Annotated in this window: 16 protein-coding genes; 14 read left to right on the top strand and 2 right to left on the bottom strand. The window is 67.2% G+C overall.

Going from position 1 to position 13,774, the window contains the following annotated elements:
- Positions 1 to 53 precede the first annotated feature (53 nt).
- The 8 genes from phaP (at position 54) to ACQR50_RS17285 (ending at position 5,636) form a co-directional block, all read left to right on the top strand.
- Positions 54 to 917 carry a TIGR01841 family phasin gene (gene phaP, locus ACQR50_RS17250; protein ID WP_428969247.1) on the top strand — a complete coding sequence of 288 codons (864 nt, stop codon included), beginning with the start codon at positions 54 to 56 and terminating at the stop codon, positions 915 to 917.
- A gap of 287 nt (positions 918 to 1,204) precedes the next feature.
- Positions 1,205 to 1,552, top strand: coding sequence for a hypothetical protein (locus ACQR50_RS17255; RefSeq protein ID WP_428969248.1), 348 nt, complete (start codon positions 1,205 to 1,207; stop codon positions 1,550 to 1,552).
- A 14-nt stretch (positions 1,553 to 1,566) separates the two neighbouring features.
- Positions 1,567 to 2,508 (top strand): bifunctional diaminohydroxyphosphoribosylaminopyrimidine deaminase/5-amino-6-(5-phosphoribosylamino)uracil reductase RibD, encoded by a 942-nt coding sequence (gene ribD, locus ACQR50_RS17260; RefSeq protein WP_428970734.1) that lies wholly within the window; start codon positions 1,567 to 1,569, stop codon positions 2,506 to 2,508.
- Between the two features lies 1 nt (position 2,509).
- Positions 2,510 to 3,112: a riboflavin synthase gene (locus ACQR50_RS17265; protein ID WP_428969249.1), complete on the top strand. Its 603-nt coding sequence runs from the start codon at positions 2,510 to 2,512 to the stop codon at positions 3,110 to 3,112.
- Entirely contained in the window at positions 3,102 to 4,253 is a 1,152-nt protein-coding gene (gene ribB / locus ACQR50_RS17270; protein WP_056436222.1) for a 3,4-dihydroxy-2-butanone-4-phosphate synthase, read from the top strand. Before ACQR50_RS17265 ends, ribB begins: the two co-directional genes overlap by 11 nt.
- Positions 4,253 to 4,672: a 6,7-dimethyl-8-ribityllumazine synthase gene (gene ribH, locus ACQR50_RS17275; RefSeq protein WP_076714215.1), complete on the top strand. Its 420-nt coding sequence runs from the start codon at positions 4,253 to 4,255 to the stop codon at positions 4,670 to 4,672. Before ribB ends, ribH begins: the two co-directional genes overlap by 1 nt.
- Entirely contained in the window at positions 4,669 to 5,217 is a 549-nt protein-coding gene (locus ACQR50_RS17280) for a GNAT family N-acetyltransferase (protein WP_428969250.1), read from the top strand. Before ribH ends, ACQR50_RS17280 begins: the two co-directional genes overlap by 4 nt.
- Positions 5,214 to 5,636 carry a hypothetical protein gene (locus ACQR50_RS17285; RefSeq protein WP_428969251.1) on the top strand — a complete coding sequence of 141 codons (423 nt, stop codon included), beginning with the start codon at positions 5,214 to 5,216 and terminating at the stop codon, positions 5,634 to 5,636. Before ACQR50_RS17280 ends, ACQR50_RS17285 begins: the two co-directional genes overlap by 4 nt.
- 333 nt (positions 5,637 to 5,969) lie before the next feature.
- Here ACQR50_RS17285 and ACQR50_RS17290 read toward each other — a convergent pair whose 3' ends face one another.
- A complete protein-coding gene (locus ACQR50_RS17290; RefSeq protein ID WP_428969252.1) occupies positions 5,970 to 7,064 on the bottom strand; it encodes an alkene reductase in 1,095 nt (364 codons plus the stop codon).
- A 65-nt stretch (positions 7,065 to 7,129) separates the two neighbouring features.
- Here ACQR50_RS17290 and ACQR50_RS17295 point away from each other — a divergent pair, with 65 nt between their 5' ends.
- The 6 genes from ACQR50_RS17295 to ACQR50_RS17320 all read left to right on the top strand — a co-directional run bounded on the left by ACQR50_RS17295 (position 7,130) and on the right by ACQR50_RS17320 (position 13,296).
- Complete coding sequence (locus ACQR50_RS17295) at positions 7,130 to 8,095, top strand: DMT family transporter (RefSeq protein WP_428969253.1); 966 nt, start codon at positions 7,130 to 7,132, stop codon at positions 8,093 to 8,095.
- A 19-nt stretch (positions 8,096 to 8,114) separates the two neighbouring features.
- On the top strand, positions 8,115 to 8,774 hold the full coding sequence (locus ACQR50_RS17300; RefSeq protein ID WP_428969254.1) for a COQ9 family protein: 660 nt from the start codon (positions 8,115 to 8,117) through the stop codon (positions 8,772 to 8,774).
- Positions 8,775 to 8,903: 129 nt separating this feature from the next.
- Positions 8,904 to 9,155, top strand: coding sequence for a FeoA family protein (locus ACQR50_RS17305; RefSeq protein ID WP_042488197.1), 252 nt, complete (start codon positions 8,904 to 8,906; stop codon positions 9,153 to 9,155).
- 16 nt (positions 9,156 to 9,171) lie between these two features.
- A complete protein-coding gene (gene feoB / locus ACQR50_RS17310; protein WP_076714223.1) occupies positions 9,172 to 11,031 on the top strand; it encodes a ferrous iron transporter B in 1,860 nt (619 codons plus the stop codon).
- Between the two features lie 20 nt (positions 11,032 to 11,051).
- Positions 11,052 to 11,660, top strand: coding sequence for a single-stranded DNA-binding protein (gene ssb / locus ACQR50_RS17315; protein WP_056436244.1), 609 nt, complete (start codon positions 11,052 to 11,054; stop codon positions 11,658 to 11,660).
- A gap of 103 nt (positions 11,661 to 11,763) precedes the next feature.
- A complete protein-coding gene (locus tag ACQR50_RS17320) occupies positions 11,764 to 13,296 on the top strand; it encodes a sensor histidine kinase (RefSeq protein WP_428969255.1) in 1,533 nt (510 codons plus the stop codon).
- Between the two features lie 36 nt (positions 13,297 to 13,332).
- Here the strand turns inward: ACQR50_RS17320 and ACQR50_RS17325 are convergent, their stop codons facing one another.
- On the bottom strand, positions 13,333 to 13,725 hold the full coding sequence (locus tag ACQR50_RS17325) for a response regulator (protein WP_076714227.1): 393 nt from the start codon (positions 13,723 to 13,725) through the stop codon (positions 13,333 to 13,335).
- Between the last annotated feature and the right edge of the window lie 49 nt (positions 13,726 to 13,774).

Genomic DNA, 13,774 nt, shown 5'->3' on the forward strand with positions numbered 1-13,774 from the left:
ATTTGACAGCTCCGAATCGCTATTGTGCAGCGCAACAAATCGGGAGAGTGCTGTTGGACAAGACCAAGCCGACCGTCCCCGCCGCGAAGCCGGCGGCCAAGCCTCGTCGCAGCGCCAAACCGGCCGCCGCGAAGACGTTGCCCGGTCTCCCCTCCGATCCGCCTTCCGATCCCAAGCCTGCGGTTGCGGCACCCGTCGCCAAGACGGTCGCGCCCGCCAGCCCCGGCCTGCCGCTGACCTCTCCGGCCAAGGCCGCCGAGAAGAGCGTCGCGCCGGTCGTGGCCGCACCCGTTGCCGCCGCCCCGGCAGTGGCCAAGCCCGCTTCGGCGGCCAAGCCGGTCGAGGCACCGGTCGAAGCGGCCAAGCCTGCCGAGCCGGAACCGGAACCGGAACCGGCAGCACCAACCCTTTCTTCCCCGACCGCCGCGGTTTCGGCGGACTCAAAGCCCAAGGACACCATCATGGAAGCCACGAGCACCATCGAAAACGCCGCCAAGGACACCGCCGCCAAGACCCAGGCGATGTTCGGCGAAGCCCAGGCCCGCACCCAGGCCGGCATGGAGAAGAGCGCCAAGCTGTTCGAAGACATGGTCGCCTTCAACAAGGAAAATCTGGAAGCGGTCGTCGAATCGTCGAAGATCGCCGCCAAGGGTGCCGAGACGCTGGGTCAGGGCGCGGCCGACTATGCCAAGCGCTCGTTCGAGCAGGTCAGCCAGGTCATGCAGACCCTGTCGCAGGTCAAGTCGCCGACCGAGTTCATGAAGCTGCAGTCGGACTTCGCCCGTTCGAGCTTCGACTCGATGGTCGCCGAGACCTCGCGCTCGACCGAGCACATGATGAAGCTGGCCGGCGAGATCGCCCAGCCGCTCAGCAACCGCCTGGCGGTCGCGGCCGAGAAGATGAAGACTGTCGCGTAATTCGCTGACGGTTTCCTTCGCGGGAACGAAGGGCGGTCGCGATGCGGCCGCCCTTTTTCCTGTTGCGTGATGCTCGTCAATGGCAGTCTCGGTGAGACACATGCCCTCCCCCATCCCCTCCCGCTTGCGGGAGGGGAGCGGCCAGATCCGAGGGTTCGAGAATCCGTGAGCTTTATGCTTGGCACGCCCCTCCCGCAGGCGGGAGGGGATGGGGGAGGGTTATGTGTCTCACCGAGACCAACCCGTCCCCACTGGCATCCCACGCCCGCAACGCCTACATTCCCCTCATGTCGTTCTTCGGCCGCTTCTCCCCCGTCCGCGCGATCCGCGACCTGCGGCTCTTCCTGTCGCAGCGCCAGCCCTATGAGCTGGTCTTCCTGATGATCGCGGTCGGGATCACCGGCTTCTTCATCTACGCCTTTGCGCGCGACGATTATGTGCCGGTGCCGTACAAGCCCGACATCATCTATGTCGAACAATGGCCCGCCGACCGCACCGATGTGCAGATCAAGGCGCAGCAGAAGATCGACTATGTGAAGAAGAAGGAGCGGCTGGTCGAGGAAAAGGCCGCCAAGGAACAGCGACAGGCTGAATTCAAAAAGGTCGACGACGCGCTGAGCAAGTGGGGCATCTGATCGATCGTCGCTGGATGGGGGCGGCACTGGCGCTGGCGGATCGCGGCGTCGGGCGGACCGCGCCCAATCCCAATGTCGGGTGCGTGCTGGTCCGCGAAGGTCGCGTGGTCGGACGCGGCTGGACCCAACCCGGCGGCCGCCCCCATGCCGAGGCGATGGCGCTGGCCGAGGCGGGCGAGGCGGCGCGGGGGGCCACCGCCTATGTCACGCTGGAGCCCTGTGCGCATGTCTCGACGCGCGGACCTGCCTGCACCGACCTGTTGATTGCCGCCGGAGTCGCGCGGATCGTGGCGGCGATGGGCGATCCCGATCCACGCACCGATGGCCAAGGCTTCGCCCGCGCCCGCGCCGCCGGGATTTCGGTGACGACCGGCGTGCGCGAAGCGGAAGCCCGCACGATGATCGCGGGTTTCCTGACCCGCCGGGCCAGGCGCCGCCCCTTCGTCACGCTGAAGCTCGCCACCTCGCTCGACGGGAAGATCGCCCGTCCCGACGGCGAGAGCCGCTGGATCACCGGGCCGGAAGCCCGCGCCCACACCCATCTGGAGCGCAGCCGCCACGAGGCGATTCTCGTCGGGCGCGGCACGCTGGAGACGGATTCGCCCAGGCTGGATGTCCGCCTGCCCGGCCTCGAGTCGCGATCCCCTCGCCGCATCCTCCTCTCGCGCACGGCAGAGACGGGCTGGGAAACCATCCCCTCCCCCGCCGCCATCGCCGATCTGGCGGGCGTCGACCGATTGATGGTCGAGGGGGGGGCGCAGACCGCCTCCGCCTTCCTCGCCGCTGATCTGGTCGACCGGCTGCTCCTCTATCGCGCGCCCGTCCTGATCGGCGAGGGACGCGCGGCGCTGGGCGATATCGGCCTCACCCGTCTGGCCGAGGCGCATGGCCGCTGGCGGCTGGCCGATTCACGGATGCTTGGCAGCGACCGGTTGGAGGTCTACGAGCGCGACTGATATGTTTACCGGGATCGTCACCGACATCGGCTCCGTCACCGCCGTGGAAACGCGCGGCGACACGCGAGTCGTCATCGCCACCGCCTATGATACGGCCAGCATCGACCTGGGCGCGTCGATCGCCTGTTCGGGCGTCTGCCTGACCGTGGTCGAGAAAGGCCCCGGCTGGTTCGCCGTCGACGTCTCGGCCGAGACGATCGGGCGCACCGCCGACCAGTGGACGACCGGCCAGCGCCTGAACCTGGAACGCGCGATGAAGCTGGGCGACGAGCTGGGCGGCCATATCGTCACCGGCCATGTCGACGGTGTCGGCCATGTCGTGTCGGTCGGGCAGGAAGGCGGATCGCACCGCGTGTTCGTGGCCGTTCCGTCCGACCTCGCCCCCTTCATGGCGACCAAGGGCTCGGTGACGGTGGACGGCGTCTCGCTGACCGTCAACAGCGTCGAGGACGGCCCGGATGGCACCGTCTTCGGCCTGAACATCATCCCCCACACCGCCGCCGTCACCACGCTGGGCGGCATCACTGAAGGACAGCGCGTCAATATCGAGATCGACGTGCTTGCCCGGTATCTGCAGCGCATGGAGCATTATCGTGGCCGCTAATCCCGACGCGCTGGCCGGTCTGCGGCGCGGTTTCCTGTCCAGCCCCGAAGAGATCATCGACGAGGCGCGCAACGGCCGCATGTTCATCCTGGTCGATGACGAAGACCGCGAGAATGAAGGCGATCTGGTCATCCCGGCGCAGATGGCGACGCCGGAGAAGGTCAACTTCATGGCGCGGCACGGGCGCGGGCTGATCTGTCTCGCCATGACGCGTGAGCGGGTCGACACGCTCGGCCTGCCGTTGATGAGCCCGAAGAACGGGACGCGGCACGAAACCGCCTTCACCATCTCGATCGAGGCGCGCGAGGGCGTGACCACCGGCATTTCCGCCGCCGACCGCGCGCGGACCATCGCGGTGGCGATCGACGCCAGCCACGGGCCCGATGCGCTGGTGACGCCGGGCCATGTCTTCCCGCTGGTCGCGCGCGACGGCGGCGTGCTGGTGCGCGCGGGCCATACCGAGGCGGCGGTCGATGTCGCGCGGCTGGCGGGCCTCAACCCCTCGGGCGTGATCTGCGAGATCATGAACGAGGACGGGACGATGGCGCGGATGGACGACCTGGTGTCGTTCGCGCAGCTCCATAACCTGAAGATCGGCACGATCCGCGACCTGATCGCCTATCGCCGCCGCTACGACCATCTGGTCGAGTTGCAGTCCGAAGCCACGTTCGAAAGCGAATGGGGCGGCACCTGGACCGCGCGCGCCTATCGCAACAAGGCGACGGGGACCGAGCAGGTCGCGCTGGTCAAGGGCAAGCTCGACACCGACCAGCCGGTTCTGGTGCGCATGCACGCCCTGTCGCCCTTCGCCGATGTGTTCGGCGAGGCGGGCGCACGTGGCGCCTTGCTTGCCAAGTCGATGCGGATGATCGCCGAGGAAGGCTCGGGCGTGATCGTCGTCATCAACCGCCCGCGCACCGACGCCTTCACTACCGCCGTTCGCCTGAAGGCCGGTGAGGAGGTGCAGATCGATATGGAAGAACTGCGCGATTACGGCGTCGGCGCGATGATCCTGGCCGAACTGGGCGTGCAGGACATGGTGCTGCTGACCAACACCCATCACACGCTGATCGGCCTCGACGGCTATGGCCTGTCGATCGTCGGCGAACGTCGCATCGAAAATTTTGAGGGAGACGCCTGATGGCGCATGTGTTGATCGTCGAGGCGCGCTTCTACGAGCATTTGAACGACCTGCTCCTGTCGGGCGCGCGGGCCGCGATCGAGGAAGCGGGCCACAGCCATGAGACGATCACCGTCCCCGGCGCGCTGGAAATCCCCGGCGCGGTGGCGATGGCGGCGGACACGGGGCGCTACGACGCCTTCGTCGCGATCGGCGTGGTGATCCGCGGCGAGACCTATCATTTCGAGATCGTGTCGAACGAGAGCGCGCGCGGCCTGATGGCGCTGACCATGGACGGCCTGCCCATCGGCAACGGCATCATCACCACCGAGAACGAGGCGCAGGCGCTGACCCGCGCCAAGCCCGATGAAAAGAACAAGGGCGGCGAGGCGGCCAAGGCGGCACTCGCCATGCTGGCGCTGAAGGGCCGGTTCGGGTGACATCGCCCGTCCTCCAGACCGAGCGGCTGACCTTACGTCTCCCCTCGGCGGAGGATTTCGAGGCATGGGCGGCCTTCCATACCGAGGGAGACACGATGCGCTTCCTCGGCGGCGTCCAGGCGCGCGGGGCGGCGTGGCGCAATATGTGCACCATGGTCGGCGCATGGAGCGTGCGCGGCTTCGCGATGTTTTCTGTGATCGAGCGCGACACCGGCCGTTGGGTCGGGCGGATCGGCCCCTGGCAACCCGAGGGCTGGCCGGGGCGCGAAGTCGGCTGGGGCGTCGCGCGCGAGTTCGCAGGGCGCGGTTACGCCTATGAGGCGGCATGCGCGGCGATGGACTATGCGGTCGATGTGCTCGGCTGGGATCATGTGATCCACACTATCGACCCCGAAAATACAGGCTCGATCAAGCTGGCGCAGCGGCTGGGATCGGTGAACGAGGGGCCGGTGAGCCTGCCCGCCCCGCTGGAGAGTTTCCGCGTCGACGCCTGGGGCCAGAGCGCCGACCATTGGCGGGCGCGGCGAGGAGCACGCGCGCAGTGACCGACATGCCGCCCACCCGTTTTCGCGTCGTCGAGCGGGGTCGGCGGCTGGAGGTGATCGACACCCAGGCGGGCAGGACACCAGCTGCCCGTCAAATCCGGGCACCCCGCCCGGTGGACAGGACCATGCCTCGATTGAAGCTGCCGGAGAAGCTCCGCTTCGACGGCGGCGGGGCCTGGACGACCGCCGGTTTTTACGACGCGAAGGGGCCGCGCACCCTGACGCTGGACGCCGGTGCGATGCAGAAGCTGCGTTATGCGGGGGCTGGCCTGGTGGCGCTGGTGATCCTTTGGGCGCTGCTGGGCTTTGCTATTCCAATCCTTTGGGGTGCGCCGATGCTGCTGATCAATCCCAGGATGCGCGAGACGCTGCGCGAGCAGATGACGGGCTTCATCGACCGATTGGATACCGGCGGATAGCCCCACCGTTTTGGGAGCAGATATGCGAAACGTAATGCCCCATCCTCCGTTCATGCTGAGCGAAGTCGAAGCATGCGTTCCGCGATGGCCCGGAAGATTCCCTTGGCCTTCGACTTCGCTCATGTTGAACGGAGGGTGGGTCGGGAAATATGCCCCCCAAGGACGCCACCCCGGCGGAGGCCGGGGTCCAGATGCCGCCAAGTCTGTTATTTAACCCGGCCAGCGCCTTCGTCGCCACATTGCAACTGGACCCCGGCCTTCGCCGGGGTGGAGCTTAGGAGTCGGCGCGGTCCTCATATGAATGGGGCAGGGCGAAAACCCCGCCCCTCATCCTCACGCCGCCCGAGTGGCCTCGTCGAGCGTGGGGTAATCGATATACCCCTCCGGCCCTTGGCTGTACCAGGTCTTCATATCGCTTTCGTTGAGCGGCGCATCGGTGCGCAGACGCTCGGGCAGGTCGGGGTTGGCCAGGAAGGTCCGGCCGAACGCGATCCCGTCCGCGACACCCGAATCGAGCGCGGCCTGCGCCTTTTCACGGCTGTCATAGTCGCTGTTCAGGATCAGCGGTCCCTGGAACACCTTGCGGATTTGCGGCGACAGCTTGGGCACGTCGCTTGCGCCATAGGTGCCGTCCGGCCCCAGTTCGCGCAGTTCGAGGAAGGCGATCCCCAGGTCCGACAGCATCTTCGCAGCAGGTACGAAGACCGAGGCGGGATCGCTGTCGTCCACACCCTGGCTGTCGCCATTGGGCGAAAGACGGACGCCGACCCGCTCCTTGCCCGCGACCGAAATGACGCGCTCGGCGATCTCGCGGAGCAGGCGGATGCGGTTTTCCGGCGAGCCGCCATAGGCGTCCTCACGGTGGTTCGCCCCGTCGCGCAGGAATTCGTCGATCAGATAGCCGTTGGCGGCATGGATCTGCACCCCGTCGAACCCGGCGGCCAGCGCATTGCGCGTCGCCAGTTCATAATCGTCGAGCAGACGCGGGATTTCCGACAGCTCCAGCGGGCGCGCCGTCTCGAAATCCTGCTTGCCCTCGAAGGTGTGCGCCTGACCCTCGGTGCGGGTGGCCGAGGACGACACGGGCTGCATCCCGGTGACCGAGCTGTGCACCTGACGACCCATATGCCAGAGCTGCGCGACGATCCGCCCGCCCGCCTTGTGCACCGCGTCGGTCACCGGCTTCCAGGCCGCCACCTGCTCGTCGGTCCACAGGCCCGGGGCATAGGGCCAGCCCAGCCCTTCGCGGCTGATGCCGGTGGCTTCGGAAATGATCAGGCCAGCGCTGGCGCGCTGGGCATAATATTGCGCCATGATCGGCGTCGGCACCGCCTCGCGGGTGGCGCGGGCGCGGGTCAGCGGCGCCATGAGGATACGGTTGGGGGCGTGGATCGCCCCGAGATCGATGGGGTCGAAGAGCGTTGGCATCAAAATGCAATCCTTTTGCGGCCTTTCCGGCCTGACGCAACGCAGATAGGGCGTTAAGGGAGCCCATGCCCGTGTCCGCCCCCTCAAGAAAAACTGAACGCTCTGAAAGCGATGGTCTTTCGGACCGGAGCGGGACCAGTGCGACGCCGCCGCTGGCCTTTGCCGCAGTCATCCTCGCCAATGTCGCACTCGCCTTCGGACCGCTGCTGGTGCGGATGGCCGATACCGGGCCTGTCGCCTCGGCCTTTTGGCGGATCACGCTGGCCGCCCCCGTGCTGGCGATCCTCGCGCTGCTGGCACCCGCGCGGCCGCGTATGCCGGGCAAGGGGCAGTCCATGCTCTGGCTGTTGCTGCTGGTCGGCGGCATCGCCTTTGCGGGCGATCTGGGCACCTGGCATATCGGCATACGCCAGACGACGATGGCCAATGCCACGCTGTTCGGCAATTCGGCGACCTTCATCTTCCCGCTTTACGGTTTCCTCGTCGCGCGGGCCTGGCCCTCGCGGAGCCAGGGGATCGCGCTGGTCCTGGCGGCGGTCGGTGCCGGGCTGCTGATGGGGCGCAGCTATCAGGTCGATCCGCGCCATCTGGTCGGCGACCTGATGTGCGTGCTCGCCGGGCTGCTCTATGCGGTCTACTTCATCCTGATGTCGCGGGTGCGCGAGCATATGCCGCCGGTCCCGGCGCTCGCCTGGTCGACCATGGCCAGCATCGTGCCGCTGTTCGTCTTCGCCATCCTGCTGGGCGAGCGGGTGTGGCCCGATCACTGGAGCGCGCTGATCCTGCTGGCGCTGGGGAGCCAGATCGTCGGCCAGGGGTTGATGATCTATGCGCTGGGGCTGCTCAGCCCGCTGGTCGTCGGCCTCGCGCTGCTGGTCCAGCCGATGGTGGCGACGGCGATCGGATGGCTGGTATATGGCGAGACGCTGGCGCTGCCCGATCTGGTGGGCGTCGCGATGGTCGCCGCCGCGCTGGTGCTGGTCCGGCGCGGATCGGCGGTTGCCAAGCCGGGCAATAGGGACGACGGGTGAGATGATGACCGAGGCTGCCATGACCGATGTTCAGGACCTGACTCTCGACGAGGTGCGCGCGCTGCTGGCGGACGGCATCGCGTCCAACGCCGCGTTCGACGGCTGGGGCGACGATGCCCGCGACATGGCGGCGGATGCGGCGGGCGTCGACCGCGACATTGCGCGACTCGCCTTCAAGGACGGCGCGGTCGCGATGATCGACGCCTGGTTCGCATCGATCGACCAGGCGATGGTCGAGGCCGTGCCCGCCAAACAGGCCGCGCAAATGAAAATCCGCCAGCGCATCACCGCACTGGTCGAGGCACGCCTGGCCGCCGTCGCCCCGAATCGCGAGGCGCTGCGCCGGGCGCTGACCATCCTGGCCATGCCGCAAAACGCCGCCAGCGGTGCGCGACTCGGCTGGCGCACGGTCGATGCCATCTGGGCGCAGGCGGGCGACACCGCGACCGATTACAACCACTATACCAAGCGCGCGACGCTGTTCGCGGTCTATGGATCGACCATCGCGGTGTTCCTGAACGACGAGAGCGAGGATCATGCCGACACCCGTGCCTTCCTGGCGCGGCGGATCGAGGGGATCATGCGGTTCGAGAAGTGGAAGGCCGGCTTCGCCAAGCGCGGCGAGAATATGCCCAGCCTGTCGCGGTTTATCGGGCGGTTGCGGTATCCGGCGGTTTGAGGCCATTCCCTTGGCCTTCGACTTCGCTCAGGCTGAACGACGTCGAAGGCCACGCCCTGAACCCTATCCCGACATCCATTTCATCAACGGGTAATTGATAATCAATCGCACCGGCGTTATGTACGCTGTATGGCGATGCTCAGCAGTCTCGAAACCCTTCCCCGGCGGCAACCGGCGACCGTGGCCGCGATCGACTGGACCCAGCTGGCGCTGCCCGAGGCGCGCCGTTTGCGTGAATTGGGTTTCGACGAAGGGGTCGGCGTAGAGGTGCTGCACCGCGCCACGCTGGGCGGTGGTCCCATCGCCTGCCGGATCGGCCGCATGACCGTGGCGCTGCGTCGCCGGGTCGCCGCCTCGATCCGCGTCGCGACGGGCGCTTGAGGTCCGACCGAACGTAATGAACGCCGCACCGCTGGTTGCGCTCGTCGGCAATCCCAATGCCGGCAAAAGCGCCCTGTTCAACGCGCTCACCGGCGCGCGGCAGAAGGTGGGCAACTATCCCGGCGTCACCGTCGAGCGTCATTCGGGCCGACTGGTGCTCGACGACGGCCGCCCGGTCGAGCTGGTCGACCTGCCCGGTGCCTATAGCCTCGATCCCGGCAGCCTGGACGAACAGGTCACGCGCAACGTCGTGATGGGATCGCAGGCGGGTGAGCGTCGTCCCGACGCGCTGGTCGTGGTGGTCGATGCCGCCAATCTCGACAATCACCTGCGCTTCACGCTCCAGCTGATCGCGCTCGGCCTGCCGGTCGTGGTCGCGCTTAACATGGTCGACCTGGCCGAGCGCGACGGCCTGACGCTCGACGCCGATATCCTGGCGCGCGAGCTGGGCGTGACGGTCATCCCGACCGTCGCCGTCCGTCGTCGCGGGCTCGACACGCTGAAGGCCGAGATCGACCGGCTGGTCACGGAAAGCCGCAGCCAGCCCGTCGCCGCCGCCGACCGGATCGACGATATCGTCACGCTGCAACGCCGCGCCCGCCAGATCGCCGCCAGCGCGACCGTCGCCGAGACACCGACCCGCCGCTGGACGCACATGCTCGACTCGGTCGCGCTGCATCCCATTGCCGGGCCGATCCTGCTGGTCGGGCTGCTCTTCATCATGTTCCAGGCGGTCTTTGCCTGGTCCGAGGCACCGGTCGGCTGGATCGAACAGGGCTTCGTCTGGTTGGAAGCCCAAGCCAGCGCGGCCATGCCCGAGGGCTGGTTCCGCAGCCTGATCACCGATGGCCTGATCGCCGGTGTCGGCGCGGTCCTCGTCTTCCTGCCGCTGATCCTGATCCTGTTCCTGTTCATTCTGGTGCTGGAGGCGACCGGATATATGGTCCGCGCCGCCTTCCTGCTGGACCGGCTGATGGCGCAGGTCGGGCTGTCGGGGCGCGCCTTCATCCCGCTCCTCTCTTCCTTCGCCTGCGCGGTGCCCGGCATCATGGCGACGCGCACCATCGACGACGAGAAGGACCGGCTGACCACGATCCTGATCGCGCCGATGATGACCTGTTCGGCGCGGCTGCCCGTCTACACCATCATCATCGGCGCCTTCATTCCGGATCGGCAGGTGCTGCCCTTTGTCGGTTTGCAGGGTCTGGTGCTGCTCGGCCTCTATCTGATGGGCATTGTCGGGGCGTTCGTCGCGGCGCTGCTGCTCCGCCGCACCGTCACCAAGGGCGCGTCGTCGGGCTTCATGATGGAGATGCCCAAATACCAGTGGCCGCGCCTGCGGGACGTCCTGCTGGGCCTGTGGAGCCGCGCGCTGATCTTCCTGAAACGCGCCGGGACCACCATCGCGCTGACCACCGTCATCCTGTGGGCGCTGCTGTCCTTCCCCAAGCCGCCGGAAGGCTCGGGTATCTCGCCGGTCGATTATTCAATCGCGGGCCGCATCGCGAGTGGGATCGAGGTCGTGGTCCGCCCGATCGGCTTCAACCGCGACATCGCGCTTGCGCTCGTCCCCGCCATGGCCGCGCGTGAAGTCGCCGTGGCCGCCATCGGCACCGTCTATGCCATCGACGATACCGAACATGAGGGCGGGCAGAAGGCGATGACCGACAAGCTGAAGCGCAACTGGTCGCTGCCCACCGCGCTCGCCTTCCTGATGTGGTTCGTCTTCGCGCCGCAGTGCATTTCCACGATCGCGGTGACGCGTCGGGAAACCAATGGCTGGAAGTGGCCCGCCTTCATGGTAGGGTATCTCTTCGTGACCGCCTATGTCATGGCGGGCATCACATACTGGCTGGCCATATTCGCCGGCCTCTAGGCAAGATACAGGACTGATACATGGCGGGCAGCGTCAACAAGGTGATTCTCGTCGGCAATCTGGGACGCGATCCCGAGAGCCGCTCCTTCCAGAATGGCGGCAAGGTGGTCGAGCTGCGCATCGCCACGTCCGAATCGTGGAAGGACCGCAACAGCGGCGAGCGCAAGGAAAAGACCGAGTGGCACACGGTCAAGATCTTCAACGAGGGTCTGGCCAATGTCGCCGAGCGCTTCTTGCGCAAGGGCTCCAAGGTGTACATCGAAGGCGCGCTGACCACCCGCAAGTGGCAGGACCAGCAGGGTAACGACCGTTACTCGACCGAAGTGACGCTGCAGGGCTTCAACTCGGTGCTGACCATGCTCGACGGCCCCGGCGGCGGTCAGGGCGGCGGCGGTGGCCGCGGCGGCAGCGACTTTGGCGGCGGTGACGATTTCGGCGGCGGCGACTTCGGTGGTGGGTCGAGCGGCTTTGGCGGCGGGTCTTCGGGCGGCGGCTATGGCGGCGGATCGCGCGGCGGCTCGGGCAACCAGAGCGGCGGCGGGAACCAGAGCGGGAACGGCGGCAACCGTGGCGGGTTCGGACAGGGCGGCGGCTTCGCCGACGATCTGGACGACGACGTTCCGTTCTGATCGGACACGGTTTCCCTGAGAGGCGGAGATGGACAAGACGCCGGAAGACGATGCGACGGCCTGTCATGGCGTGAGCGTGGCGGACACCCCCGCCCCCACGTCCATGACTGAGGCCGATCGCGCCGCCGTCATCCGCGCCTATGATCTGGCGGGCTATCGCGACAGCGGCCAGCTCGACGATCTGGCCGCCTTCGCCTCCGAACTGTGCGGCACCCCGATCGCGCTGGTCAGCGTGGTCGAGGAGGAAACCCAGCAATTCCTGGCGACGGTCGGCATCGACGCCGATCAGACGCCGCGCGATACATCATTCTGCGCGCATGTGATGGTCGGGCGCGCCGAGACGATGGTCGTTCCCGACGCACGCCGCGATGTGCGCTTTGCCGATTATTCGCTGGTGAAGGGGCCGCCGCATATCCGCTTCTATGCGGGGGCCAGGCTGCTTTCGCGCGAGGGCATCCCGCTGGGCGCGATCTGCGTCATCTCGCCGGAACCCCGGCCCGAAGGGCTGACCCCGTTCCAGCGGCGCGGGCTGGAAGTGCTCGCCACCGCCGTCATGGGACGCTTGCAGGACCGCCGCGCCCGGCGCGAGCATGAGCAGGCGGTCGAGGCCTCCGAGGCGCGCGTCGCCGACAGCGAGCAGCGCTTTCGCACCCTGGCCGACACCATGCCGCAAATGGTCTGGTCGACACAGCCCGACGGCTTTCACGACTATTACAATGCCCGCTGGTACGAGTTTACGGGGATGCCCGACGGCTCGACCGATGGCGAGGCCTGGAACGGCATGTTCCATGTCGAGGATCAGGAGCGCGCCTGGACCCGGTGGCGGCACAGCCTGGCGACCGGCGAGCCCTATCAGATCGAATATCGGTTGCGGCACAGCGACGGCACCTATCGCTGGGTGCTGGGCCGCGCGCTGCCGATCCGCGATGCCGAGGGGCACATCACCCGCTGGTTCGGCACCTGCACCGACATTCATGAGCAGAAGCTGGCGCTGGAAGAGCGGGAAATCGTCAGCCAGGAACTCAGCCACCGGATCAAGAACATCTTCGCGGTGATCTCCGGCTTGATCGCCTTTGCCGCGCGCAGCCATCCGGGCTTTGTCGGGATCGCCAGCGACCTGCGCGACCGGATCACCGCGCTGGGCCGCGCGCATGACTTCGTCCGCCCGCACAGCCCCCAGTCTCGGCCCAAGGCGCGGCAGGATTCCTTGCACGGGCTGCTCGGCGACCTGTTCGAGCCCTATCGCGGCGACGAAGACGTCTTGCGCATCCGGGTCACCGGCGACGATGTGTCGGTCGACGACCGTTCGGCGACGCCGCTGGCGCTGCTGTTCCATGAACTGGCGACCAATGCCGCCAAATATGGCGCGCTGTCGATCCCGACCGGCCATGTCGAACTGGCCGTCCACCGCGACGATGGCGAGATGGTGACGCTCTGCTGGCAGGAGATGGGCGGGCCGAAGCTGGATGCGACGCCGGATCATAGCGGCTTCGGCTCGCAACTGGTCGAACTGTCGGCGGTCCGCCAATTGGGCGGCAAGGTTCGCCGCGACTGGCAGCGGGACGGACTGGTCGTGACGATCGAGGTGCCGCTGGCGGCGTTCAGCCGTCCGCCGGGCACGGGACCTTGCCGGTAACGAGGATCACCGGCGCGAGGGGCGCCGGTCCATTGCCTACATGGCGATGCCCAAGGGGATGACGTCCTCCGGCGCGGCCTGTCCGGCCCCCGTCGCCAGCGCGGCGGCGGCGAGGATGGCGCGCTCGCTGAACGGCTTGCGGATATAGCCCAGCGCCTCGATCCCATTGCCGATCTGCGACGGATTGGCGGTGACGAACACGATCTTTACGCCATAGTCCTCGGCGATACGGCGCGCGATCTCGGGCCCCGTCGCGCCGTCGCGCAGGTTGACGTCGACAAAGGCGAAGGTGCAGCCCGGTGCGCATTCTATCGCGGAGCGGCTATCCGCCGCGATTCCGGCCACATTATAGCCGGCGTCGGTCAGGATGCGCTCCAGATCGAGGGCCACGAAAATCTCGTCTTCCACGATCAGGGCGGTTTGGCTCATGTCAAATTCCCGTCACTTTCCGGGTCAACACTCTTGATCCAGATAAAGT

Origin of the sequence: Sphingomonas sp. Xoc002 (assembly GCF_050408055.1) — a bacterium.
Lineage (GTDB): Bacteria > Pseudomonadota > Alphaproteobacteria > Sphingomonadales > Sphingomonadaceae > Sphingomonas > Sphingomonas yabuuchiae.

Bases quoted from the DNA above. Each gene is read 5' to 3' on its own strand.
- ACQR50_RS17255 (WP_428969248.1), top strand. From the start codon at position 1,205: ATGTCGTTCTTCGGCCGCTTCTCCCCCGTCCGCGCGATCCGCGACCTG.
- ribD (WP_428970734.1), top strand. From the start codon at position 1,567: ATGGGGGCGGCACTGGCGCTGGCGGATCGCGGCGTCGGGCGGACCGCG.
- ACQR50_RS17265 (WP_428969249.1), top strand. From the start codon at position 2,510: ATGTTTACCGGGATCGTCACCGACATCGGCTCCGTCACCGCCGTGGAA.
- ribH (WP_076714215.1), top strand. From the start codon at position 4,253: ATGGCGCATGTGTTGATCGTCGAGGCGCGCTTCTACGAGCATTTGAAC.
- ACQR50_RS17290 (WP_428969252.1), bottom strand. From the start codon at position 7,064: ATGCCAACGCTCTTCGACCCCATCGATCTCGGGGCGATCCACGCCCCC.
- ACQR50_RS17295 (WP_428969253.1), top strand. From the start codon at position 7,130: ATGCCCGTGTCCGCCCCCTCAAGAAAAACTGAACGCTCTGAAAGCGAT.
- ACQR50_RS17300 (WP_428969254.1), top strand. From the start codon at position 8,115: ATGACCGATGTTCAGGACCTGACTCTCGACGAGGTGCGCGCGCTGCTG.
- ACQR50_RS17305 (WP_042488197.1), top strand. From the start codon at position 8,904: ATGGCGATGCTCAGCAGTCTCGAAACCCTTCCCCGGCGGCAACCGGCG.
- feoB (WP_076714223.1), top strand. From the start codon at position 9,172: ATGAACGCCGCACCGCTGGTTGCGCTCGTCGGCAATCCCAATGCCGGC.
- ssb (WP_056436244.1), top strand. From the start codon at position 11,052: ATGGCGGGCAGCGTCAACAAGGTGATTCTCGTCGGCAATCTGGGACGC.
- ACQR50_RS17320 (WP_428969255.1), top strand. From the start codon at position 11,764: ATGACTGAGGCCGATCGCGCCGCCGTCATCCGCGCCTATGATCTGGCG.
- ACQR50_RS17325 (WP_076714227.1), bottom strand. From the start codon at position 13,725: ATGAGCCAAACCGCCCTGATCGTGGAAGACGAGATTTTCGTGGCCCTC.